At 70.9% G+C, this 22,320-nt stretch carries 22 protein-coding genes; 18 read left to right on the top strand and 4 right to left on the bottom strand.

The genetic code is table 11. From position 1 onward, the window contains the following. Positions 1-4: 4 nt before the first annotated feature. Together AW274_RS03530 and AW274_RS03525 are read right to left on the bottom strand one after the other, a co-directional pair. On the bottom strand, positions 5-787 hold the full coding sequence (locus tag AW274_RS03530) for a carbon-nitrogen hydrolase family protein (protein ID WP_062429271.1): 783 nt from the start codon (positions 785-787) through the stop codon (positions 5-7). Beyond that, positions 717-1,607 (bottom strand): DUF418 domain-containing protein, encoded by an 891-nt coding sequence (locus AW274_RS03525; RefSeq protein WP_062429269.1) that lies wholly within the window; start codon positions 1,605-1,607, stop codon positions 717-719. Before AW274_RS03525 ends, AW274_RS03530 begins: the two co-directional genes overlap by 71 nt. Before the next feature lie 22 nt (positions 1,608-1,629). Here AW274_RS03525 and AW274_RS03520 point away from each other — a divergent pair, with 22 nt between their 5' ends. The 16 genes from AW274_RS03520 (at position 1,630) to AW274_RS03435 (ending at position 17,002) form a co-directional block, all read left to right on the top strand. Further along, a complete protein-coding gene (locus AW274_RS03520; protein WP_062429267.1) occupies positions 1,630-2,784 on the top strand; it encodes a pyridoxal phosphate-dependent aminotransferase in 1,155 nt (384 codons plus the stop codon). Between the two features lie 198 nt (positions 2,785-2,982). Continuing rightward, positions 2,983-4,041, top strand: a complete 1,059-nt coding sequence (locus tag AW274_RS03515; protein WP_062429265.1) for a C45 family autoproteolytic acyltransferase/hydrolase — start codon at positions 2,983-2,985, stop codon at positions 4,039-4,041. A 76-nt stretch (positions 4,042-4,117) separates the two neighbouring features. After that, complete coding sequence (locus AW274_RS03510; protein WP_232319959.1) at positions 4,118-5,038, top strand: carbamate kinase; 921 nt, start codon at positions 4,118-4,120, stop codon at positions 5,036-5,038. Further along, positions 5,039-6,136, top strand: coding sequence for a barbiturase (gene bar, locus AW274_RS03505; protein ID WP_062429263.1), 1,098 nt, complete (start codon positions 5,039-5,041; stop codon positions 6,134-6,136). It abuts the gene before it with no gap. A 94-nt stretch (positions 6,137-6,230) separates the two neighbouring features. Further along, positions 6,231-6,776 (top strand): SseB family protein, encoded by a 546-nt coding sequence (locus tag AW274_RS03500; protein WP_062429261.1) that lies wholly within the window; start codon positions 6,231-6,233, stop codon positions 6,774-6,776. 64 nt (positions 6,777-6,840) lie between these two features. Then, positions 6,841-7,500, top strand: coding sequence for a prepilin peptidase (locus tag AW274_RS03495; protein WP_062429259.1), 660 nt, complete (start codon positions 6,841-6,843; stop codon positions 7,498-7,500). Between the two features lie 25 nt (positions 7,501-7,525). Continuing rightward, on the top strand, positions 7,526-8,704 hold the full coding sequence (aroC, locus tag AW274_RS03490; RefSeq protein WP_062429257.1) for a chorismate synthase: 1,179 nt from the start codon (positions 7,526-7,528) through the stop codon (positions 8,702-8,704). 11 nt (positions 8,705-8,715) lie between these two features. Beyond that, positions 8,716-9,225, top strand: coding sequence for a shikimate kinase (locus AW274_RS03485; RefSeq protein WP_062429255.1), 510 nt, complete (start codon positions 8,716-8,718; stop codon positions 9,223-9,225). Beyond that, a complete protein-coding gene (aroB, locus tag AW274_RS03480; RefSeq protein WP_062429253.1) occupies positions 9,222-10,304 on the top strand; it encodes a 3-dehydroquinate synthase in 1,083 nt (360 codons plus the stop codon). The genes AW274_RS03485 and aroB overlap by 4 nt, the downstream gene beginning before the upstream one ends. Next, positions 10,297-10,725 carry a type II 3-dehydroquinate dehydratase gene (aroQ, locus tag AW274_RS03475; RefSeq protein ID WP_062333840.1) on the top strand — a complete coding sequence of 143 codons (429 nt, stop codon included), beginning with the start codon at positions 10,297-10,299 and terminating at the stop codon, positions 10,723-10,725. Before aroB ends, aroQ begins: the two co-directional genes overlap by 8 nt. 1 nt (position 10,726) lies before the next feature. Then, entirely contained in the window at positions 10,727-11,479 is a 753-nt protein-coding gene (locus tag AW274_RS03470; RefSeq protein ID WP_062429251.1) for an SGNH/GDSL hydrolase family protein, read from the top strand. Positions 11,480-11,544: 65 nt separating this feature from the next. Continuing rightward, on the top strand, positions 11,545-11,916 hold the full coding sequence (locus tag AW274_RS03465; RefSeq protein ID WP_157519747.1) for a hypothetical protein: 372 nt from the start codon (positions 11,545-11,547) through the stop codon (positions 11,914-11,916). Next, the gene (locus tag AW274_RS03460; RefSeq protein ID WP_062429247.1) at positions 11,913-12,938 is read left to right on the top strand and encodes an SRPBCC family protein; all 1,026 of its coding nucleotides are present in this window, start codon (positions 11,913-11,915) and stop codon (positions 12,936-12,938) included. The genes AW274_RS03465 and AW274_RS03460 overlap by 4 nt, the downstream gene beginning before the upstream one ends. Beyond that, positions 12,931-15,903 carry a hypothetical protein gene (locus tag AW274_RS41035; RefSeq protein WP_198168997.1) on the top strand — a complete coding sequence of 991 codons (2,973 nt, stop codon included), beginning with the start codon at positions 12,931-12,933 and terminating at the stop codon, positions 15,901-15,903. Before AW274_RS03460 ends, AW274_RS41035 begins: the two co-directional genes overlap by 8 nt. Then, complete coding sequence (locus AW274_RS03440) at positions 15,900-16,142, top strand: hypothetical protein (protein ID WP_062429240.1); 243 nt, start codon at positions 15,900-15,902, stop codon at positions 16,140-16,142. Before AW274_RS41035 ends, AW274_RS03440 begins: the two co-directional genes overlap by 4 nt. Positions 16,143-16,174: 32 nt before the next feature. After that, entirely contained in the window at positions 16,175-17,002 is an 828-nt protein-coding gene (locus AW274_RS03435; protein WP_062429237.1) for an MOSC domain-containing protein, read from the top strand. Here AW274_RS03435 and AW274_RS03430 read toward each other — a convergent pair. Then, positions 16,992-18,950 (bottom strand): ATP-dependent DNA helicase, encoded by a 1,959-nt coding sequence (locus AW274_RS03430; RefSeq protein ID WP_062429235.1) that lies wholly within the window; start codon positions 18,948-18,950, stop codon positions 16,992-16,994. The genes AW274_RS03435 and AW274_RS03430 overlap by 11 nt on opposite strands. A 246-nt stretch (positions 18,951-19,196) precedes the next feature. On the opposite strand from AW274_RS03430, the gene AW274_RS03425 reads away from it, so the two are divergent. Beyond that, positions 19,197-20,414, top strand: a complete 1,218-nt coding sequence (locus AW274_RS03425) for a hypothetical protein (protein ID WP_062429233.1) — start codon at positions 19,197-19,199, stop codon at positions 20,412-20,414. Positions 20,415-20,442: 28 nt separating this feature from the next. Beyond that, positions 20,443-22,029, top strand: a complete 1,587-nt coding sequence (locus tag AW274_RS03420; protein WP_062429231.1) for a Na+/H+ antiporter — start codon at positions 20,443-20,445, stop codon at positions 22,027-22,029. On the opposite strand, the gene AW274_RS03415 is transcribed toward AW274_RS03420, so the two are convergent. Further along, on the bottom strand, positions 22,026-22,283 hold the full coding sequence (locus AW274_RS03415; protein ID WP_062430105.1) for a UBP-type zinc finger domain-containing protein: 258 nt from the start codon (positions 22,281-22,283) through the stop codon (positions 22,026-22,028). The two genes, AW274_RS03420 and AW274_RS03415, sit on opposite strands and share 4 nt — an antisense overlap. Positions 22,284-22,320 lie beyond the last annotated feature (37 nt).

The raw sequence follows: 22,320 nt of genomic DNA, 5'->3' as shown, positions 1-22,320 counted from the left end.
GGATTCACCCGGCAATGTCCCCGATTGTGAATCGACGGTGCAGCAGGGAGGGCAGGGCCGTGCGGACCGACTCGGTGCGCGCCGGGTCGATCACGCCGGTGCCGACGCCCGGCGCCGGGCCGAGGGCCCTGGTCACCACGCCCATCGGGTCGACGAGCATGCTGTGCCCGACCCCGAACCCGTCGGCGTGGGGCGGCTGGCCGACGGCGACGGTCCAGGTGGTGTTCTCGATCGCGCGGGCCCGGACCATGGTGGTCCAGTGGTCCTCCTTGAGCGGCCCGGCCGCCCACGCCGCGATCACCGCGAACACGTCGGCGCCCTGGTCGACGAGCTTGCGGAACAACTCGGGGAACCGCACGTCGTAGCAGGTCGCCAGGCCCACCCGCAGCCCGGCCAGCTCGGCCACGACCGGCTCGGGGCCGGGGCTGACGAACTCCGACTCCCGCGACCCGAACGAGTCGAACAGGTGGATCTTCCGGTACGCCCCCTTCAGCGACCCGTCGGCGTCGACGGCGACCGCCGTGTTGGCGACGCGGGCCCCGTCGGGCTCCCAGACCCCGGCGATCACGGCGGTGCCCGACTCGCGGGCGGCCTCGCGCAGACCGGTGACGAACGGCCCGTCGAGGGGCTCGGCCACCTCGCCGATGTGGCGGCCGAAGCGGCTCAGCGTGGCTTCGGGGAAGACGACGAGGTCGGCCTCGGCGGAGGCCAGCGCCTCACGCACGGCCTCCAGGTTCTTCTTGGGCTCGTGGTCGATCGGGATCTGGCCCAGCGCTACTACGGTCACCCGCAACAGTCTGCCTGTTGGGGACCACCCGCATCCAGGTGAGGCACCGCCAGACCCATTCCAGCGGCCCGTAACGGAACCGCGAGAGCCACCACGCCGAGAAGCACCACTGGACGACCAGCGTCACCGCCGTGACCACGACCACCGAGCGGAACGACTCGGCCTGCGCCGCGATGATCACGAATGAGCTGGAGACGTAGTTGGTCAGCGCCATGCGCCCGAGCGGCTCGAACACCCGGGGGCTCAGCAACAGGAAGCCCGACGCGTAGACCGCCGCCCCGGCCAGCGCCGAGAGGAAGCCGCCGACCATCCAGAACACGCCCAGCGCGACCAGGCTGCACAGGAAGACCAGCAGGCTCGGCTTGGGCCCGCCGTAGTCGACGCAGGCCAGGCCCAGCAGGAACAGCCCGCCGATGAGGATCCACGGGCTGGCCGCCACCACCGCCCAGCACAACACGACCACGCCCAGCACGGGGTTGAGCCACTTGGGCAGGTAGCTCGCCGGCAGCAGCACGCCCACGCCGAGCAGCGCGTAGGGGAGCAGCACCTCGCCCGGCATCAGCCACCAGTGGCCGGCCCCGAACAGGGCCAGCACGGCCAGCCGCCGCAGCATGATCAGCCGGTCGTCGTGGGAGCGCAGGAACAGCGCGAAGCTCACGCCGAACAGGAACGAGAAGATCGGGTAGAACCGGCCCTCGACGAACGCCATGAACGCCGCGCCCTCCAGGGGCCGCGGGTCGACGTGCTGCCAGGTGTTCACGAGCATGATCCCGCAGACCGCGAACCCTCGCAGGGCGTCGAGCTCCCGGATCCTCGCCATGCGAACAGAGTAAATTGTGCGGATGCTAGTTGGACGTATGCGGGAATTCGGCCCGACTATTTTCGCCGAGATGACGGCCCTGGCGGTCCGGACCGGCGCGATCAACCTGGGCCAGGGCTTCCCCGACGAGGACGGCCCCGCCGCCATGCTCGACGTCGCCACCGAGGCGATCAAGGGCGGCCGCAACCAGTACGCCCCCGGCATCGGCGTGCCCGAGCTCCGCCAGGCGATCTCCGAGCACGCCAAGGAGACCCAGGGCCTGTCCTACGACCCCGACGCCGAGGTCCTGGTGACCGTCGGCGCGACCGAGGCCATCGCGGCGGCGGTCCTGGCGCTGGTCGAGCCGGGCGACGAGGTGATCGTCTTCGAGCCCTACTACGACTCCTACCCGGCCGCCATCGCGCTGGCCGGGGGCACCCGCCGGGCGGTGCCGCTGCGTCCGGTCGACGGCCGGTTCACCTTCGACCCGGCCGACCTGCGGGCGACGTCCAGGACCCGGGCGATCATCGTCAACTCGCCGCACAACCCGACCGGCACCGTGTTCACGCCGGCCGAGCTGGAGACCATCGCCGCGTTCTGCCGCGAGCACGACCTGATCGCCATCACCGACGAGGTCTACGAGCACCTGACCTTCGACGGCGTCCCGCACGTCTCCCTGGCTGCCCTGCCCGGCATGCGCGAGCGCACGGTCCGGATCTCCAGCGCCGGGAAGTCGTTCTCGGTGACCGGCTGGAAGACGGGGTGGATCTGCTCCACGCCCGAGCTGGTCACGGCGGTGACGGCGGTCAAGCAGTTCCTCACCTTCACCTCGGCCGTGCCGTGGCAGCTGGCCGTCGCCCACGCGCTGCGCCACGAGCTCGGCTGGGTGCGCGAGCTGCGCGACCAGCTGCAGGCCAAACGCGACCGGCTCTCGGCCGGGCTGGCCGAGGCCGGGTTCGGGGTGCTGAAGACGGCCGGGACCTACTTCGTGCAGACCGACATCCGGCCGCTGGGGCTGACCGACGGGCTGGAGCTGACCCGTCGGCTGCCCGACCTGGCCGGGGTGGTGGCGATCCCGACGCAGGTCTTCTACGACCACGCCGAGACCGGGCGTCACTACGTGCGGTTCGCGTTCTGCAAGCGCGACGAGGTGATCGACGAGGCGGTCGGGCGGCTGACGTCGCGGCGGCTGGGCTGAGCGGCCGGTGGGCGCCGGTCTCCGGCGCCCACTCCGGACGGTGGTCGGGGCCGGGGTAGGCGGAGCCGTAACGGAGAAAAAGGGCATTTTAAATCGGCTGATTCCGGGCAGATTACGGCGAGGCCACCGAGCTCCCAGGTGATGAGGATCACATTTCGGAGCCAGATGGAACGATCCACGAATGAGATGCTCAATACCGTGACCCGCGCCTATACCTCTACCGTCAGTGATCCCTTCGACCGCGGCCATGAATTCGGGCAGGCCCACGCGGCCGACATCGCCCGCACCGTCGCCGTCTACACCGAGGTTTTCCGGCGCAAGGCAGGGGGGCGGCAGCCCGATCTGACCGAACTCGGCAAGCTCGGCATGAAGGCGATCGAGGCGTGGGCGCCCGACCTCGCCGAGGAGATCACGGGAATGGCGGAAGGCGCCCGCCTGCCCGTGACCGACCTCGCCGCGATCAACGCCCGGACCGAGATCCTGTCCTACCTGGGCGGCGTGCGGGAGAGCGAGTGCTCGGCCGTCGTGCTGCTCGGCGACGACGAGGACGCCCCGCCCGTGGCGGTGCAGACGTGGGACTGGATGCGCCAGATGGCGGCCGGCTGGCTCGTCTGGACCATCCCCTTCCCCGACGGCCGCGTGACCACGACCCTCACCGAATACGGCGTCGTCGGCAAGATCGGCGTCAACGCCAGTGGCCTCGGCCTGCTGTTCACCCGCCTCCACCACGAAGACGACGGCGCCGACGGGATCGGCCTGCCGGTCCACGTGGCCGCCCGGCGGGTGCTCGACGAGTGCGAGTCGGTCACCTCGGCCGCCTACACCCTCACCACGGCCCCCGTCAGCGCCTCCTCCTCGCTCAACCTCGTCTCCCACGGCCCCGCCGGAAACGCGGCCGTGACCTGCGAACTCCACCCGGGCGGACCGGGGTGGACCGTTCCCGAGGACGACGGCATGCTGATCCACACCAACCACTTCCTCGACCCGCGCGTGGTGCCCAGCGACCCCTATCCACGCCTCCACCCCGGCACCCTGATCCGGCGCGACCAGCTCAGGCGCGGCCTGCGCCGGCACGCTTCGCGGCCCGACGCGACGACGGTCCGCAAGGTGATGGCCCGGCACGCGGGCGGCGTCTGCCACCACACCGAGCCCGGCCACGACGACGACCACATCACGCTGGCGACGGTCGAGCTCGACCTGAAGAACGGCGAGGTGCGCGCCACCGAGGGCGGTCCGTGCGGCCGGCGCACTTGGTGAATCTTGCCCAGGGTCATGACCTTCGACGGCGAGAGTCGCCAATGCCGGGGAGATGACCGGCGGATAGTTTCGCCGTGTGACGGGTGAGCGTGTCCTGATCGCCCTCGGCGGCAACGCGATGACCGCGCCGGACGGCTCCGCCGCCCCGGCCGACCAGAAGCGCGCGATCGAGCGCGCCATGACCCACGTCGCCGACCTGATCGGCCGCGGCCACCGGGTGGCGATCACCCACGGCAACGGCCCGCAGGTCGGCAACATCCTGCTGAAGAACCAGCTCACCGCCCATGTCGTCCCCCCGGTGCCGCTCGACTGGTGCGGCGCCCAGACCCAGGGGACCCTGGGCGCGCTGATCATGAACGCCCTCGACCCGATCCCCTCGGCGACCGTGGTCACCCGCACCCTCGTCGACCCCGGCGACCCCGCCTTCGGCGACCCGGTCAAGCCGATCGGGCAGTACTTCTCGGTCGTGGAGGCCCGGCGGTTCCAGGCGCTCGGCCAGACGTGGCGCGAGTTCGAGCGCGGCTGGCGGCGCGTGGTGGCCTCGCCGCGCCCGGTGGAGATCCTCGACGCGGCTCCGGCCGTGGCGCTGATGGAGGCCGGCTACACCGTCGTCGCCGCGGGCGGCGGGGGAGTGCCGGTCGTACGCGACGCCGACGGCCGCCTCCACGGCGTGGAGGCGGTGATCGACAAGGACCACGCGGCCTGCGCGCTGGCCCAGGCGGTCGGCGCGGACGTCCTGGTCATCGCGACCGACGTCCCGAACGCCGTCGCCGGATACGGCACCCCCGAGGCCCGCCCGATCGGGAGCGTGACGCCGAAGGAGATGCGGGTACTGCAGGCCGAGGGGCACTTCGCCAGCGGCAGCATGGGCCCGAAGGTCGAGGCCGCGCTGCGGTTCGTGGAGGAGGGCGGCGCGAAGTCGGTGATCACGTCGCTGGACAACATCGCCGCCGCCATTTCAGGAAATATCGGTACAACGGTTAACCGGGAGAGTTAGATGCCGGACCCCATCGAGGTACGCAAGGTCGCCATCGAGAGCGTGACCGACGCGTCCGGGCTCGCGAAGCTGATCGACGACGGCGTGATCGAGGCCGCCCGCGTGCTGGCCGTCATCGGCAAGACCGAGGGCAACGGCGGCGTCAACGACTACACGCGCATCCTGGCCGACCGCGCCTTCCGCGAGGTCCTGGCGAGCAGGGGCCACCCGTCGCCGGAATCGGTGCCCCTGGTCTGGTCGGGCGGCACCGACGGCGTCCTGTCGCCCCACGCGACCATCTTCGCCACCGTCGACCCGGCCTCCGCTTCTCAGAGTGACGAGCCGAGGCTGAGCGTCGGCATCGCGATGAGCGAGGTCATCCTCCCCGAGGACATCGGCCGCCCGGCCATGGTCGAGAAGGTGGCGGCAGGCGTCCGCGAGGCCATGAAGATCGCCGGCATCGACGACCCGCGCGACGTCCACTATGTGCAGACCAAGACCCCGCTGCTGACCCTGTCGACCATCAACGACGCCAAGGCGCGCGGCCACGACGTGATCACCGAGGACACCGGCCCGTCGATGGACATCTCCAACTCCACGACCGCCCTCGGCATCGCCGTGGCCCTCGGCGAGATCGAGATGCCGTCGGCCGACCAGATCCACCGCGACCTGTCGCTGTACTCGTCGGTGGCGTCGTGTTCGAGCGGCGTGGAACTCGACGTGGCCCAGATCGTGGTCGTCGGGAACGTGCGCGGCATCGGCGGCCGCTACCGCGCCGGCCACTCGGTCATGAAGGACGCCCTCGACACCGACGGCATCTGGGAGGCCATCCGCGACGCCGGCATCGACCTGCCCGACCGGCCTCACCCGAGTGACCTGGGCGGGCGGCTGGTCAACCTGTTCATGAAGTGCGAAGCCGACCCGACGGGCAGCGTGCGCGGGCGGCGCAACATCATGCTCGACGACAGCGACGTCCACTGGCACCGCCAGATCAAGGCGACGGTGGGAGGCGTGGCGGCGAGCGTGACGGGAGACCCGGCGGTGTTCGTGAGCGTGGCCGCGGTCCACCAGGGTCCGAGCGGCGGCGGCCCGGTCATCGCGATCGCCGACCTGGGATGAATCTTCTTGCCTGAAGGGGAAGCGCATCCCGGAGCACGCGCCCCGCGGGCTGTGGAAAACGGGTGCCCGAGGGGGGCGGGTATCCTCGCCCTTCGTGCCTTCGATTCCGCAGCCCCTGGTGCCCGACGACGACGGGCGGGCCGATGCCGTGCTCGCCGGGACGCTGGCCGGCTTCCAGACCGGTGACGCCACCGTCGCCGACGTGCTGACCGCCCTCGGGCCCGCCCGGCTGCTCGTGCCGGTGGTCGCGCTCCTCACCGAGGCCGAGGTCGGCGACGACGGGCTGAAGCGGGAGAAGGAGAGCGAGATGGCCCTGCCCAAGCTCGTCGGGCAGGACGGGCGGATGGCCGTGCTCGCGTTCACCGGCGTCGAGGCGCTGGCGCGGTGGCGGGCCGACGCGCGCCCCATCCAGGCGTCCGCGTCGCAGGTCTGCAAGGCGGCCGTGCACGAGCAGGCCGCGGCCGTCGTCATCGACGTCGCGGGGCCGGCGCCGTTCGCGGTCGAGGGGTCGATGCTGCACGCCATGGCCGCCATCGAGGACGCCGCCGCCCGCAGGAACCTCGACGTCGACGTGCCGGGCGTGACGGTGGCCCGTTTCGAGGCGACGCCGCCGAAGAAGAAGAGCTGGTGGCGGCGGTAGGGATTTCCACACCCGTAACACGCATCAGGACCGTGCGGGCCGAGGAGCGGTTAGGGTCGGCCGCGTGTCGTCTTGGGGGCTGCTCGCGCTGCTCGGCGTCGTCGTCGGCCGTTACGCGCGCGAACTCGCCGCGGGTTTCGGCCCCGACCCCGACGACGCGCGCGAAGAGGCCCGCGCCGCGTTACGCCACGCCATCACGGTCGTGCCCGTCCCGCGAAGGCCCTTCGTCGTCGAGGCGATCACCGGCCTGCTGTTCGGGGTCCTCGCGTGGCGCTACGCCGAGACCCCCGCGCTGATCCCCGCCTTCCTGCTGGCCGCCTGGGCCGGGGTCGTGCTCACGGTCACCGACCTGCGGACCTGGCGGCTGCCCGACGTCGTCACCCTGCCCGCCTACCCGGTGCTGCTGATCGCCCTCGCCCCCACCGGGCGCCTGCTGGTCGCCGCCGCCTGCGGGCTGGCGATGGCCGGGATCTACCTGATCCTGTGGTTCGGACGGCCGTCGGGCATCGGGTTCGGCGACGTCAAACTGGCCGGGCTCGTCGGGCTCGTTGCCGGGGCAGTCGGCGTCGACGCCGTCATCATCGCCGGGGTGGGCGGGCAGCTGCTCGGCGGGCTGTGGGCATTAGGGCTGCTTATCGCCCGAAAAGGCACCCGGACCAGCGAGTTCCCCTTCGGCCCCGCTATGATCGCGGGCGCGCTGGCGGCACTGCTGGCGGGAGCTTAACCGCACATCTGAAAGACTTGGTCCCATGCTGCGCTGGTTGACCGCCGGGGAGTCCCACGGCCCCGAACTCATCGCGATCCTCGAGGGCCTGCCCGCTGGGGTGGAGATCACCACATCCGAGCTCGAGGAGGCGCTGCGCCGCCGGCGTCTCGGCTACGGGCGCGGCGCCCGCATGAAGTTCGAGCAAGACGAACTGACCATCTCGGGCGGCGTCCGCCACGGCCGCACCCTCGGCTCGCCGGTCGCCATCCGCGTCGGCAACACCGAATGGCCCAAGTGGGAGCAGGTGATGGCGGCCGACCCGGTCGACCCCGCCGTCCTCGAAGGGCTCGCCCGCAACGCGCCCCGGTCGCGGCCCCGGCCCGGCCACGCCGACCTGGCCGGCATGCAGAAATACGGCTTCGACGACGCCCGGCCCGTCCTCGACCGGGCCAGCGCCCGCGAGACGGCCGCCCGCGTCGCGCTCGGGCAGGTCGCCAAGAACTTCCTCAAGCAGGCCCTCGGCGTCGAGATCGTCAGCCACGTCGTGTCGATCGGGTCGGCCGTGACCCCGTCGGCCGAGCTGCCGGCCCCCGCCGACCTCGCCCGCATCGACGACGACCCGGTCCGCTGCTTCGACCCCGAGGGCAGCGCCGCGATGGTCGCCGAGATCGACAAGGCCCACAAGGAAGGCGACACCCTCGGCGGCGTCGTCGAGGTCGTCGCCTACGGCCTGCCGCCGGGCCTGGGCAGCTACACCCACTGGGACCGCCGCCTCGACGCGCGCCTCGCCGCCGCCCTCATGGGCATCCAGGCGATCAAGGGCGTCGGCGTCGGCGACGGCTTCGAGACCGCGCGCCGTCCCGGGTCGCGCGCCCACGACGAGATCGAGAACACCGACGGCGGCGTCCGGCGCATCACCAACCGGGCCGGCGGCGTCGAGGGCGGCATGACCAACGGCGAGCCGCTGCGGGTCAGCGCCGCCATGAAGCCGATCTCGACCGTGCCGAGGGCGCTGGCGACCATCGACGTCGTCACGGGCGAGGCCGCCAAGGCCCACCACGAGCGCTCCGACGTGTGCGCCGTGCCGGCCGCCGCGATCGTCGCCGAGGCGATGGTCGCGCTGGTGCTGGCCGACGCCGCCACCGAGAAGTTCGGCGGCGACTCCGTCGAGGAGGTGGCCCGCAACGTCGCCGGCTACCTGTCCTCGCTGATCATCAAGTAGGGGGAGCGACCATGCCTGTCGTGGTGCTGATCGGCCCGCCGGGGTCCGGCAAGTCGACCACCGGCGAGTTCCTGGCCGAACGCCTCGGCGTCGGCTTCCGCGACACCGACGCCGACGTCGAGCAGGTGGCGGGCAAGCCGATCGGCGACATCTTCGTCGAAGACGGCGAAGAGGCGTTCCGCGCGCTCGAAGCGGCCGCCGTCGCCACGGCGCTGGCCGAGCACGACGGCGTGTTGTCGCTCGGCGGCGGCTCGATCCTCGACCCCGCCACCCGCGAGCTGCTCGCCGGGCACACGGTGGTCTACCTGAAGGTCGGCCTCGACCAGGCGGTCAAGCGCATCGGCCTGACCTCGGCCCGCCCGCTGCTGGTGCTGAACCCCCGCAGCCAGCTGCGCAAGCTGATGGAAGAACGCCGTCCCCTGTACGAGAACCTCGCGGTCCTCACCGTCCCCACCGACGACCTGGAGGCCGACGTGGTCGCCGACCACATCGTGGCCGAGCTCAAGCCGGAGGCCGAGTGACCGTCACCCGCATCCCCGTCTTCGGCGACAGCCCCTACGACGTCGTCGTCGGCACCGGCGTCCTGGGCGAGCTGCCCGGCCTGGTCGGCGAGCAGGCCCGCACGGTCGCCGTCGTCCACCCGGTCACGCTGCCCGAGCTCGCGGGCCCGGTGACGGGCGTGCTGGAGAAGGCCGGTTACGACGTGCTGGCGATCCCGGTGCCCGACGCCGAGGCGGCCAAGGACGTCCACGTGCTCTCCTCGCTCTGGTCGGCGTTCGGCCGCCACGGCATGACCCGCACCGACGTCGTCGTCGGCGTGGGCGGCGGGGCCACCACCGACCTGGCCGGGTTCGCGGCCGCGACGTGGCTGCGCGGGGTGCGGGTCGTGCAGGTCCCGACCACGCTGCTGGCCATGGTCGACGCCGCCGTCGGCGGCAAGACCGGCATCAACACCCCCGAGGGCAAGAACCTCGTCGGGTCGTTCCACCCCCCGGCGGGCGTGCTCTGCGACCTCGCGACGCTGGTGGGCGTGCCGCGCGACGACTACGTCGCCGGGCTGGCCGAGACGATCAAGGGCGGGTTCATCGCCGACCCCGAGATCCTCCGGCTGGTCGAGGCCGACCCCGAGGCGGCCCGCCACCCCGAGGGCGCGCACACCCGCGAGCTGATCGAGCGCAAGATCCAGGTCAAGGCCGACGTCGTCGGCGCCGACCTGAAGGAGAGCGGGCTGCGCGAGATCCTCAACTACGGCCACACCCTGGCCCACGCCATCGAGCGGGTGGAGAACTACACCATCCGCCACGGCGAGGCGGTCGCGATCGGCCTCGTGTACGCCGCCGAACTCGGCCGCCTGGCCGGGCGGGCCGACCTGGTGGCGCGCACCCGTTCGATTCTGACCTCGGTCGGTCTGCCCACGGTTTACCGTGAAGACGCCTGGCCCCGGTTGCGTGAGCACATGAAGATCGACAAGAAGGCCCGGGGGGCCAAGCTCCGGTTCGTCGTGCTCGACGGGCTGGCCGAGCCGTCCCGGCTCGAAGATCCGTCCGAGGAGTTGCTGGAGGCCGCCTACCAGGCGGTGAGCGGAGGCCCCCATGCGTGACGTCCTGGTGCTGAACGGCCCCAACCTGGGCCGGCTGGGCACCCGCGAACCCGACGTCTACGGCGCCACGACGTTCAAGGACCTGGTGCTGATCTGCGAGACCGCCGGTCGCGACCTGGGCCTGTCGGTCGAGGTGCGGCAGACCGACGACGAGGCCGAGATGGTGCGCTGGATCCACGGCGCCGCCGACTCCCGCACCCCCGTGATCCTCAACCCGGCGGCGTTCACCCACTACAGCTACGCGCTGCGCGACGCGCTCGCCCAGCGCACCGCGCCGCTGATCGAGGTGCACATCTCCAACCCGGCCGCCCGGGAGGAGTTCCGGCACACCTCGGTCGTGGCGGCCGTCGCCAACGGCACCATCGCCGGTTTCGGCGTCCAGTCCTATGTCCTGGCCCTGAGGGCCATCGCGGAGATGTGAGATGTACGGGTCGTTCGTCGCCCTCGGCGACAGTTTCACCGAGGGCCTCAACGACCCGGGCGTGAACGGTTCCTATCGTGGCTGGGCCGACCGGGTCGCCGAGACCCTGGCCGTCCAGAACCCCTCTTTCACGTACGCCAACCTCGCGGTCCGCGGCCGCCTGCTCGACCAGGTCGTGGCCGAACAGGTGCCGAGGGCGATCGAGATGCGTCCCGACCTGGTCAGCTTCTGCGCCGGCGGCAACGACCTGCTGCGGCCGGGCAGCGACCCCGACCAGATGGCCAAGACCTTCGCCGGGGCGGTCAGGGCGCTGCGCGAGACCGGCGCCGAGGTGGTCGTCTTCACCGGCGTCGACCCGCGCGACACCCCGATCATGCGCCGGGCCCGCGGCACGTTCGCCACCTTCTTCCTGCACGTCCGCTCGATCGCCGACCTCCACGGTTGCCACCTGGTCGACCAGTGGTCGATGCAGGGCCTGCGCGACTGGCGGGCCTGGAGCGACGACCGGCTCCACATGAACGAGCACGGCCACCGTCTGGTCGCGGCCAAGGTGCTCGACGTGCTGGGCGTACCAGGACAGGAATGGCGGTTCACCTGGCCGCCCCGCGACAAGGTCGACCCCCGGGTGAAGCGCCGCGAAGACGCCGAATGGCTGCGCGAACACCTGGCCCCCTGGTTGCTGCGGCGGCTGCGCGGCACCTCGTCGGGCGACAACGTCACCCCCAAACGCCCCGATTTGTCGCCTTTCGACTAATTTGGCCTGCTCTTGAGATGCACTGTCCGCTTTCCGGGGAGGGGAATTCCGGAAGGGGGACAGTGATGAAGCCAAGTCAGGCCAAACTCGCGGTGGGCATCGCCCTCGGTTACTACTTCGGGCGCAACCACAAACTCGCGCTCGCGACCGCCGTCGCCGTCGGGGGCCTCGCCGGAGCGCTCCGGCCCAAGAGCCTGCTGGGCAAGGGCCTCAAGAGCCTCGGCTCGCCCGAACTCGAAGAGCTCGCCGGAAAGCTGCAGACCGACCTCATGGAGGCCGGCCGCGCCGCCGCCACCGCGGCGACCACCGGCCCGATCAACCAGCTCAGCGACCGCATCCACGACAAGGCGGAGCGGCTGCGCAGCCCGCTCGGCACCAAGACGAAGACCGCAGAGAAGACCTCCACGGAGCAGAACTCCAATGGGGAGGACTCATGACGGACACGAAGACGGCGTCACCCCTCGGCCGGCTCGGCAGAGAGGTCGGCGGCATCATCGGCGCGGCCGGCAAGCGCGGCGCGTCCAAACTGACCGGCAAGGTGACCGGCAAGATCAAGGGCAAGGTCGGCGACCTCACCGACCGCCTCACCGAATACGCCACCGGCGAGAAGAGCGGTCTCAGCGACCTCGGCTTCGGCGCCGAGAAGAAGGAGCACGGAGGCGGCGGCGAGGAGAAGAAGGAAGGCTTCTTCAAGCGCCTCGGCCACGGCGTGAAGGGCGTCACCGAACTGTTCAAGGCCTTCACCGGCAAGGGCGGCAAGGGCAAGGGCAACCGGAAGGTCACCAACATCGTCGAGTCGATCGACATCGGCGCGCCCCTCGAAGTCGTCTACAACCAGTGGACGCAGTTCGAGGAGTTCCCGTCGTTCATGAAGAAGGTCGAACGCGTCAGCCAGGACGAAGACGTCAAACTGACGTGGAAGGCCCAGATCTTCTGGTCCCACCGCACGTGGCAGGCCGACATCATCGACCAGGTGCCCGACGACCACATCGTCTGGCGCTCCCACGGAGCCAAGGGCCACGTCGACGGCGCCGTCACCTTCAGCGGCCTGGCGCCGAACCTGACCCGGGTCCTGGTCGTGCTGGAATACCACCCGCAAGGCCTGTTCGAACGCATCGGCAACCTGTGGCGCGCCCAGGGCCGCCGCGCCCGGCTGGAGCTGAAGCACTTCCGCCGCCAGGTGATGAACCAGACCCTCCTGCACGCCGACGACGTACAGGGCTGGCGCGGCGAGATCCACGACGGCGAGGTCACCTCACAACCGCCGACCGACGAGGAGCAGCCGAAGAAGGAGCAGGCGACCGAGGCCCCCGAGGCGCCCCCGCCCGGTTCGGGAGAGGAACCCGAGGCGCCGAAGGAGGGAGAAGAATCAGCGGAGCCGGAAGAATCAGAGGAACCGGAGGAGCCGGAGGACCACGAGGAGAGAGTCCCCGAGGGCCAGGTGAGCGCACGTGGCTGACGAGGACCCCGACGTCTTCCTCGACGTACCGAACCTCAGCGTCGACGAGATCACCCTCCGGGTCGCCGACCTCAAAGCCCGCGTCAGCGTCAGCGCCGAGGTCCTCGACCTGCTGAAACTCAACGTCGGAGCCGACGTGAGCCTGGGCGAGGTGGACCTGGGGATCAAGGGAGTCCAGGCGCAGGCCATGCTCAAGGTCCGGCTCGACAACGTCGCCAAGATCGTCGGCGATGTTCTGCAGACGCTGGACCACAACCCACAGATCCTGGAGAACCTGACCCGGGGCCTGGGCAACGCGACCGAATCGATCGGCGGAGGCGCCGGCCAGGCGGTCGGCGAACTGGGCAAGGGAGCAGGCAGCGCCGTCAGCGACGTGGGCTCGGGAGCACGGGACGCGGTCCGCGACGTGGGAGCCGGAGCGGGCGAGGCGGTCAGCGACGTGGGTTCGGGCGCGGGTCGTGCGGTGAGTGACGTGGGTTCGGGCGCGGGTCGTGCGGTGAGTGACGTGGGTTCGGGCGCGGGTTGCGCGGTGGGCGATGTGGGTTCGGGCGCGGGTCGTGCGGTGGGCGATGTGGGTTCGGGCGCAGGTCGCGCGGTGAGCGACGTGGGCTCCGGAGCACGGGAAACGGTTCATGACGTGGGGACTGGCGCGAGCGAAGCGGTCGGCGACGTGGGTTCGGGCGCAGATCGCGACGTTGGTTCCGGCGCGACCGACGCGATGAGCGAGGTGGGCTCGCGAACGGGTCACGCAGTTGGCGATGTCGGCGGAGCGATCAGTGACGTCGGCGCAGAGGCCGGGAATGCGGCCGAGACAGTCGGTGCGGGAGCCGGCAAGACGGGTGAGACCGTCGGCGCAGGAGCGGGCCAGGCAAGAGACGAACCCGACGAGCCTGCCGGGAAGGCGACCGATGAGACGAACCGGGCCGCCACGCAGGTGGGGGAGAGCACCGGGGCTGCGGCCACTGCCGGTCACGTCGGCGAAAGGGCGGGTCAGGCCGGTGAAGACGCCGAGCGTGGCGACTCACTTAGAAGCGAGGCTTCAAACGACGCCGACCGTCTCGATGAAGGTGCCGAAACTGATCAGGCGCATGACGCCGGACCTGGTGAAGCTGAACAGGCGGCCGAGACGGACCAAGCTGGCCAGCCTGCCGATGGCGGCGACGAGAGGGACGTGCTCACCGGCACTGTGGTCGAAGAACAGCGGCCTGCTGCCGGTGCCCAGACTGGCCGAGAGAAGAGCGCTGAGAAAGAGAGCGTTCCCCGGCGGCCGCCGGTGAGGCGCGTGACCGCGCCGAGCTCCGGCCGTGGCGAGCAGAGCGAGCGAAAGCCGTCGGCCAGTGGCGACGGCGAACGCGATGAGACTCGGCAGGAGGCCGAAGCAGGCCGGTCGCCAGAGGGGAATCGGTCCGGGGAAACGACAGGGGAAGGCCAGACCGAACGCCCGGAAACCGGTGCCAAGAGCTCACATGATGAGCGGGCAGCGGAGCCGACAGGAGGTCGCGCGGAGGATGAAGGCGACCAGCGGTCCGGCGTGGAAGGCAAAGCAGAGGACGGCCGCGGCGACGAACAAGAAGGTGAGAGTCCGGGTCCGGAAGACCAGGTAGAGGACAGTCGCGCCGAGGAACAAGCGGGCGGCGACCAGCGGCCCGCCTCGGAAGGTCATGCGGAGGAGTCGGCAGAGGGTAGCCGTGCCGGCGAGCCCGAGACCGGCGGCCAGTGGGGGAGCACCGGGGCAGAGGACGAGACGGAAGAAGGCCCCGGCGAGACGTCGAAAAGCGTGTCCCATGCCGACGAGCCGGGTGCGGAAGGCCGACTTGAGCACTCGGCAGAAGAGAGCCGCACCGAGGAGCCCAAAAGCCGCGGCCAGGCGGAGGATTCAGGCGCAGAAGGCCGACCTGCGACGCCGAAAGGAGATGGCGGAGCTGAGGGGCGGCAAGGCGGAGGCCAGACGGATCAGCCAGGAGCAGAAGGCGTGGATGAGACGCCACGACCAGGAAACCAGGCTGACAAGACGCCAGATGAGGGCCCAACGGAAGAACTGACCGACGAGCACGACGCCGAGGAAGCTCAGACCGAGGGCCGCTTCGATCAGCCCAAGGGTGAGACCCAACCAGAGCAGCTACAGGGCGAAACCCAGGCGGAGGAGCTACAGGGCGAAACCCAGGCGGAGGAGCTGCAAGGCGACCGTCAGGCAGAGGGATCGCAGGGCGTTGGCCTTGCGGAAGAGCTCGAGGGAGCAAGTCAGTCGGAGGAGCCGAAGGGCGACGTTCAGGCAGGGGATTCACCGGGCGCTGGCCTGGCGGTGGAATCCGAGGGGGCAAGCCAGGCGCAGAGGCCACAAGGGGGTGCCGGGAATCTTCAAGGCGAGGGCCAGACCGGCCAACCGCCAAACGAAGGACTAACCGAGCCGAGAGGTGAGGGTGATACCGGGGAACAGCAGGGCGAGGGCGATTCCGATGAGTTTCGGGGCGATCGCCCTGTCGAGGAACCAACTGGTGATGGTGGCTCCGAAGAGCCGTCGGGTCAGGTGACTACTGAGGGCCCACAAGATGAGGGCGAGTCACCAGATGATCGCGAAGCCGAGAAGGCCGTAGGTGATCGCGGAACGGGGAGGTCAGAAGGCCAAGACCGGACCGCGAAGCCGCACGATGACACCGAAGCCGAGGCGTCGGAGCACGAAAGCGAGGCTCCGGTGACCGCAGGCCAAGCCGGTATACCGGAGGAAGAGGGTCAAGCCCCGGAGAGCTCGGCTCGGGAACCGGAAGGGGAGCCGAAGACCGGCAAGCCATCGCATGAGCCCGGAAAGCCGAAGCCCGAAGACCACGCCCAGCAGAAAGCCGACCACTGGCGACGCGAACGCCCCGACCGGGCCGGCCAGACACTACGCGGCGCCCTGAAGGAGCTCCGCCACGCCGCCTTGCTCGCCGGTATGCGGCGCCTCGGCAAACTCGGGAGGCCACCGTGAGCGGACGCCCCTCCGACGAGGAGCTCGCCAGGGCCGACATCGTGGTCGCCGCCGACGTCGAGGCCGACGACCTCGACGTCAGGGTCGCGCCCGAGCACACCGTCGAGTTCCATGGCGAGGACCAAGGCGCTTCGGGCACCAACCGGGAGAATCTGCCCGAAAATGTCACCGAGGGTCAGCGATATCGTTCCGTCCGTATCAGGTACGCCCTCGACGTTCGCGCCGCCCGCCCGGACTGAATCTAGAGAGCGCTTTCTCGTACAGTCGACTGATGATGCTCTCCGATATCCGGATCTATCCCGTCAAGTCGACGACCGGTATCCGGGTCGACCACGCCCAGGTGCTGCCATGGGGGCTCGACGGCGACCGCCGGTGGGCCGTCGTCGACGACACCGGGGACGGCTACTGGTCAGGTGAGAACCCCGAGTATCTCGCCGTCCGGGCGGTGAACACGCCCGAGGGCGGGCTGGTGCTCACCGCGCCGGGGCTCGACGAGCTCAAGGTGCCGCCTGCCGACGGGCCCCTCGTGCCCGTCTACTTCCACGGGCTCGACGAGGCCATGCTCGCGCACGACGACGCGCATGAATGGTTCACCCGTCTGCTCGGCAAACCGGCCAGACTCGTGTATCTCGACGACCCCAACCGCCGGCACATCGTCGACTACCACGGCGGGCTGCCCGGCGAGGTGGTCAGTTTCGCCTGGGACGCGCCGTTGCTGCTGGTCACCCGCGACTCCCTGCGCCGCCTCGACGACTGGATCGCCGAGGGCGCCATGGAGCGGCAGGAGGAGACCCCCGGCCCGCTCGACGTCGCGCGGTTCCGGCCGAGCGTCGTCGTCGAGGGGTTCGCGCCGTTCGAGGAGGACACCTGGACGTCGGTCCGCATCGGCGACGTCGACTTCCGGGTCTCCGAGTTGTGCGACCGGTGCTTCGTCACGCTCTGGGACCCGGACACCCGCGAGCGCGGCAAGGAACCCCTGCGCACGCTGGCCAAGCACCGCAGGTGGGACGGGAAGACCTGGTTCGGCATCCGGCTGGTGCCGAAGAACCTCGGCGAGCTGAAGATCGGCGACCCGGTGGCGCCGGTCGTCAGGACGTGAGGCGCTTCAGCGCAGCCCGGACCACCGCCGGGTCGGTCGTGCGCCAGTAGGGCGGTAGCGAGTTCAGCAGGAAGCCGCTGTAACGGGCCGTCGCCAGGCGGGGGTCGAGGACGGCGATGACGCCCCGGTCGTCCATCGAGCGCAGCAGGCGGCCGGCGCCCTGGGCCAGCAGCAGCGCGGCGTGGGTGGCGGCGACCGACATGAAGCCGTTGCCGCCCTTGGCCGCCACGTGGCGCTGGCGCGAGGAGGTCAGCGGGTCGTCGGGGCGGGGGAACGGGATGCGGTCGATGATGACGCAGGTCAGCGACGGGCCGGGCACGTCGACGCCCTGCCACAACGACAGGGTGCCGAACAGGCACGTCTCGGGGTCGGCGGCGAACTGCTTGACCAGGAGCGAGGTCGAGTCGTCGCCCTGGCACAGCAGCGGCACCGACAGCCGCTCGCGCAGCGCCTCGGTCGCCGCCTTGGCGGCGCGCATCGAGGAGAACAGGCCGAGGGTCCGGCCTCCCGCGGCCTCTATGAGCTCGACCATCTCCTGGATGTAGGCGTCGGGCAGGCCGTCGCGACCGGGCTGGGGGAGGTGCTTGGCGACGTACAGGATGCCGCTCTTGGCGTGGTCGAACGGGGAGCCGACGTCGAGGCCGCTCCAGTCGTCGTTCTTGCCGAGGCCCCACTGGGCCGCCATGCCGTCGAAGGTGCCGCCGAGGGCGAGGGTGGCGGAGGTGAGCACGACGGTCCGGTCGCCGAACAGCTTGTCGCGGAGCATGCCGCCCACCGACAGCGGGGCGACGCGGAGGGTCGGGGGGACCCGGCCGGAACCCTCCTCCAGCCACACCACCTCGGCCCGGTCGACCTCGGACTCGGCGCCGAACGCGTCGAGCATGCGCTGGGCGGTGTCGTGGACCTCGTCGAGCGCGGTGAAGGCCGCCTTCTTCGCGCCGGCGCCGTCGGGGTCGTCCTTGTCGGCGTTGCGGGAGCCGAGGGCGGTGATGCAGGCGAAAGCCGCGTCGCGCAGCAGCGCCAGGGTCAGCCCCAGCGACTGGGGCAGCTCGTCGACCCGGCCGGCGGGCGCGGCGGCGAGGAGGGAGCCGAGGTCTTCGGCGGCCTCCTGGAGCCGGTCGGCGAGGCCCTGCTCGATCAGGCGGCCGGCGCGGCGGGCGGCCAGCCCGGCCGTCGACTCGGACAACTCGTCGGTGACCACCGACGTCACGCGGTCGACCAGCTCGTGGGCCTCGTCGACGACCACGACCTCGTGTTCGGGGAGGACCTGGAAGTCCTCCATCGCGTCGATGGCGAGCAGCGCGTGGTTGGTCACCACGACGTCGGACAGGCCGGCCCGCTCGCGGGCCAGCTCGGCGAAGCACTCGGTGCCGCTGGGGCAGCGCTGGGCGCCCAGGCACTCGCGCGCCGACACCGAGAACTGACGCCAGGCGACCTCGCTGACGCCCGGCACGAGCTCGTCGCGGTCGCCGGTCTCGGTCTCCTCGGCCCATTCCTGGATGCGCTGGACCATGCGGCCCGTGGCGCTCACCTCACGGGGGTCGAAAAGCTGATCGTCTTCGGGCATGCCGACAGTTGACTTGTATCGGCACAGATAGTTGCGACGGCCCTTAAGAATGGCGAATTCCGGACGATGCGGGAGTTCTTTTTCGAGCGCGTCGGCGAGCCTCGGAAGATCGCGGTCGACGAGCTGGCGCTGCAGCGCGATGGTTGCCGTGGACACCACGACGGCGCTGTCGGAGATCGCCGCGTGGCGGATCGCGGGCACCAGATAGGCCAGCGACTTACCGGTGCCGGTGCCCGCCTGAACTGCGAGATGGTCGCGCTTGTCGAGCGCCTTCTGGACCGCCGCCGCCATCGTCACCTGCCCGGGTCTCTCGGCGCCGCCGAGCTCCCTGACGGCGATCGTGAGCAGCTCTTCTACGGTTGGCAGGTCGGATTTCGGCACCCCGAAAGGCTAGCGCCCGCCACTGACAGAAGAGCGCTGTTATCGGACCGTGACCGCCGGACCACATCCCGGAGTTCGGGGGTGCGAAGGGGAGTTCCCATGGCACACTGGCCACACGGGGCGCTGGGTCAAAGACGATCTACCTCGGGCAAAAGGGGAGACCCGACCAATCCGAGACGGGCGTTTCTGTAGGGTTTCTTGAGGTCGAGTGGACGGATAAGGGCAGGTAAAGGCACTATGTCTGTCATGTCGGAAGTCGTCCCGCTGCCATCCTTCGGCGAGGTTTTCTTTGACGCCCGAGGTCAGGACCGCGTTCTGCGGGTCACCTGGCACGAGGGCACCCTCGTCCTCAGTCTGTGGCGGGGCGAGATGTGCACCGCCAGTTTCCGCATGCCCATGGACGACGTCGGCCGCCTCCTGGAGACCCTCCAGGTCGGCTACGCCGAGGCCACCGGGCAGGCCGCGGGCGGCCATGAGCAGCCCGGCACGGGCCCGTTCCCGGCGCCCGACCTGGCCGACTATCCGGGCGAATACCCCGGCACGGGCCAGTATTCGCGCCCGCCCGCCCCCGAGCAGCAGCAGCCGATGCCGCCGCAGCAGCCGTTCCCGCCCTTCCCGCAGGAGCAGCAGCCCATGCCGGCCGGGTGGGACCCGGGCCCCTACCCCGAGGCCACCCCCGCCTACGGCCAGCCCGCGCCGGCCGCCCCGGCCGCGCTGGGCCCCAACGACGTGCTGGTCGCCCGGGGCGCCCCGACGCGCGACCGCCTGGTCGCCGTCGACCAGCAGGCCCCGCCGCGTGAGCGGCCGCGCCGCGCGGCCCCGCCGCCGCCCGACTTCCCGCCGTTCGACGGCCAGGTCCCGGCCGAGCCGGTCTACCAGTTCCCGTCGCCGATCCCGGGCCGTCCGGCCTACCAGTTCGACCCCGAGCCCGACGGCGAGGCGGGCCAGCACCAGCAGCAGCCCTTCCCCGGCGGCGACGTCTACCAGGCCGACGCGACGGTCTACCAGACCGGCAGCTACCAGCCCCCGCAGGTCCAGCAGCCGCCGATGCCCCCGCAGCAGCAGATGCCTCCGCAGCAGCTGCCGCCCCAGCAGCCCTACCCGCCGTTCCCGCCGGAGCCGCAGCGCCCGCACCTGGTGCAGGCGCCGCCGCCGTTCCCGCCGGAGCCGTTCGGCCAGGGCGACCCCCAGGGTTACCCGCAGGGGTACGCCCAGGGCGCGGTCTACTCGACCGACCCGTCGTTCCAGCCCCCGCCGGTCCAGCAGCAGTACCCGCCGCAGCCGCAGTACGCCGACCCCCGCTACCAGCAGCAGCCGCCGCAGCAGCCGGGCGTCGACCCCAACGACCCGCTGGGCCTCGGCGGCCCGGTCGCGCGGCCCTACGTGGAGGGGCAGCCGCCCATGTACTCCACCGGCGAGCGGGTCCGTCCCGAGGGCGCCGACGACAGGCGTGACTGGAGCTAGTCACTGAGGGACATACGATGACCGCTTGATGGAAGCGATCACAATTCTCCAGTTGCTGGCCCTTCCCGCCGGGGCGCTCGCGGTCTCCGCGCTCGCCCGGCGGATGGACTGGAATGTCCCTCTGCTTCTCGTACTCGCCGGGTTGATCGCGTCGATCATCCCCTTCGTGCCCGAATACGAACTGAGCCCGGAGATCGTGCTCTTCGTATTCCTCCCCCCGCTCCTCTACTCGGCCGCCCTCGACAGCTCCTACCTGCGGCTGCGCGACGTCAAGCGGCCCGTCATGCTGCTCTCGATCGGGCTGGTGCTGTTCTCCACCGCCGTGGTCGCCTCGGTGACCTACCTGCTGGTGCCCGAGCTGACCATCCCGGCGGCCATCGCCTTCGGCGCGATCGTGGCGCCGCCCGACGCCGTCGCGGCCGTGGCGGTCGGACGCAAACTCGGCCTCCCCCGCCGGGTCATGACCGTGCTGATCGGCGAGAGCCTCTTCAACGACGCGACCGCGCTGACCGCCTACCGGGTCGCGATCGGGGTGATCGCGGGCGGCGGGGTGAGCTTCGTGGCGGCGGGCGGGCAGTTCCTGTTCGCCGCCGGCGTCGGCCTGGCCATCGGCCTGGCCATCGCCTACGTCGCGGGCTACATCCTGACCCGGATCACCGACGCCCTGGTGGCGAACGCGATCTCGCTGCTGGTGCCCTGGGGCGCCTACCTGGCGGCCGAGGTCGTGCACGCCTCGGGCGTGATCTCCGTGGTCGTCGTCGGCATCTACCTCGGCCACCAGATGAGCCGCACCTCCTACGGCACCCGGTTGTTGTCGGCCGCCGTGTGGCAGGTGATGGACTTCCTGCTGGAGGGCATCGTCTTCGCCCTGATCGGGCTCCAGCTGCTGCCGCTGATCGCCGGGCTGGAGGGTTACGAGCCCGCCACGGTCGCCATGTACGCCCTGGTGCTGTTCGGGGTGACGGTGCTGAGCCGGGTGCTCTGGATGGTGCCCAGCGCCTACCTGCCGCGCATCTTGTCGAAGAAGATCCGGGCCCGGGAGCCCAAGGTGCCGTGGCAGAACGTGGCCACGCTCAGCTGGGCCGGGATGCGGGGCGTGGTGTCACTGGCGGCGGCCTTCGCGCTGCCGGCCGACGTGCCGCAACGCGATCTGCTGCTGTTCCTGACCTTCTCGGTGGTGATCGGCACGCTGGTCGTCCAGGGACTGTCGTTCCCCTGGCTGATCCGCAGGCTCGGCATCTCCAACGAGCGCGAGCGGTTCGAGGACGACCTGTCGGAGGCCGCGGCCCAGCAGGCCGCCGCGGCGGCGGCCACGGCCCGGCTCGACGAACTGGTGGCCGAAGGGGTGCTCGACATCCACGAGGAGGTCGTGCAGGGGCTCCGCGACCGGTCGGAGCGGGTGGCCCGGATGGCCTGGGAGCGGCTCGGCGGCGGCACCGGGCCCGAGGGCGAGGAGACGCCCGCGAGTGTCTACCGGCGGTTGCGCCGGGAGATGCTCGCCGCCGAGCGGGCGGTCTTCATCAGGCTCCGCGACCAGCGCAGGATCGACGACGAGGTGCTGCGCCGGATCATGGCGGAGCTCGACTTCGAAGAGGCCACCCTGGAGCGCGACTAACCCATCACGTTGTCGATGAAGCACCACTTCCACGCCTCACCCGGTTCGAACGACTGCATGACCGGGTGATCGGCGTTCTTGTAGTGGGCGGTGGCATGCCGGCGGGGCGAGGAGTCGCAGCAGCCGATATGCCCGCAGTCAAGACACTTGCGCAGGTGGACCCACCGGGTGCCCTCCTGAAGGCACTCCTCGCACCCCTGCGGGGAGGTCGGCTTCGGGTCTCCGGCGACCTGCAGATGTTCGCACATTCCCATGCTCTTGATCGTACGACGCCGCATCGCGGACATTCCG

This window comes from Herbidospora daliensis, from assembly GCF_001570585.1.
Lineage (GTDB): Bacteria > Actinomycetota > Actinomycetes > Streptosporangiales > Streptosporangiaceae > Herbidospora > Herbidospora daliensis.
This window is presented reverse-complemented; position numbering and strand designations above follow the sequence as displayed.

What these genes read in the sequence shown, in the direction of transcription:
- AW274_RS03525 (WP_062429269.1), bottom strand. Translation starts at nt 1,607, where the DNA reads ATGGCGAGGATCCGGGAGCTCGACGCCCTGCGAGGGTTCGCGGTCTGC.
- AW274_RS03520 (WP_062429267.1), top strand. Translation starts at nt 1,630, where the DNA reads ATGCTAGTTGGACGTATGCGGGAATTCGGCCCGACTATTTTCGCCGAG.
- bar (WP_062429263.1), top strand. Translation starts at nt 5,039, where the DNA reads ATGCCGGACCCCATCGAGGTACGCAAGGTCGCCATCGAGAGCGTGACC.
- aroC (WP_062429257.1), top strand. Translation starts at nt 7,526, where the DNA reads ATGCTGCGCTGGTTGACCGCCGGGGAGTCCCACGGCCCCGAACTCATC.
- AW274_RS03485 (WP_062429255.1), top strand. Translation starts at nt 8,716, where the DNA reads ATGCCTGTCGTGGTGCTGATCGGCCCGCCGGGGTCCGGCAAGTCGACC.
- aroQ (WP_062333840.1), top strand. Translation starts at nt 10,297, where the DNA reads ATGCGTGACGTCCTGGTGCTGAACGGCCCCAACCTGGGCCGGCTGGGC.
- AW274_RS03470 (WP_062429251.1), top strand. Translation starts at nt 10,727, where the DNA reads ATGTACGGGTCGTTCGTCGCCCTCGGCGACAGTTTCACCGAGGGCCTC.
- AW274_RS03465 (WP_157519747.1), top strand. Translation starts at nt 11,545, where the DNA reads ATGAAGCCAAGTCAGGCCAAACTCGCGGTGGGCATCGCCCTCGGTTAC.
- AW274_RS03460 (WP_062429247.1), top strand. Translation starts at nt 11,913, where the DNA reads ATGACGGACACGAAGACGGCGTCACCCCTCGGCCGGCTCGGCAGAGAG.
- AW274_RS03435 (WP_062429237.1), top strand. Translation starts at nt 16,175, where the DNA reads ATGATGCTCTCCGATATCCGGATCTATCCCGTCAAGTCGACGACCGGT.
- AW274_RS03425 (WP_062429233.1), top strand. Translation starts at nt 19,197, where the DNA reads ATGTCGGAAGTCGTCCCGCTGCCATCCTTCGGCGAGGTTTTCTTTGAC.
- AW274_RS03420 (WP_062429231.1), top strand. Translation starts at nt 20,443, where the DNA reads ATGGAAGCGATCACAATTCTCCAGTTGCTGGCCCTTCCCGCCGGGGCG.
- AW274_RS03415 (WP_062430105.1), bottom strand. Translation starts at nt 22,283, where the DNA reads ATGGGAATGTGCGAACATCTGCAGGTCGCCGGAGACCCGAAGCCGACC.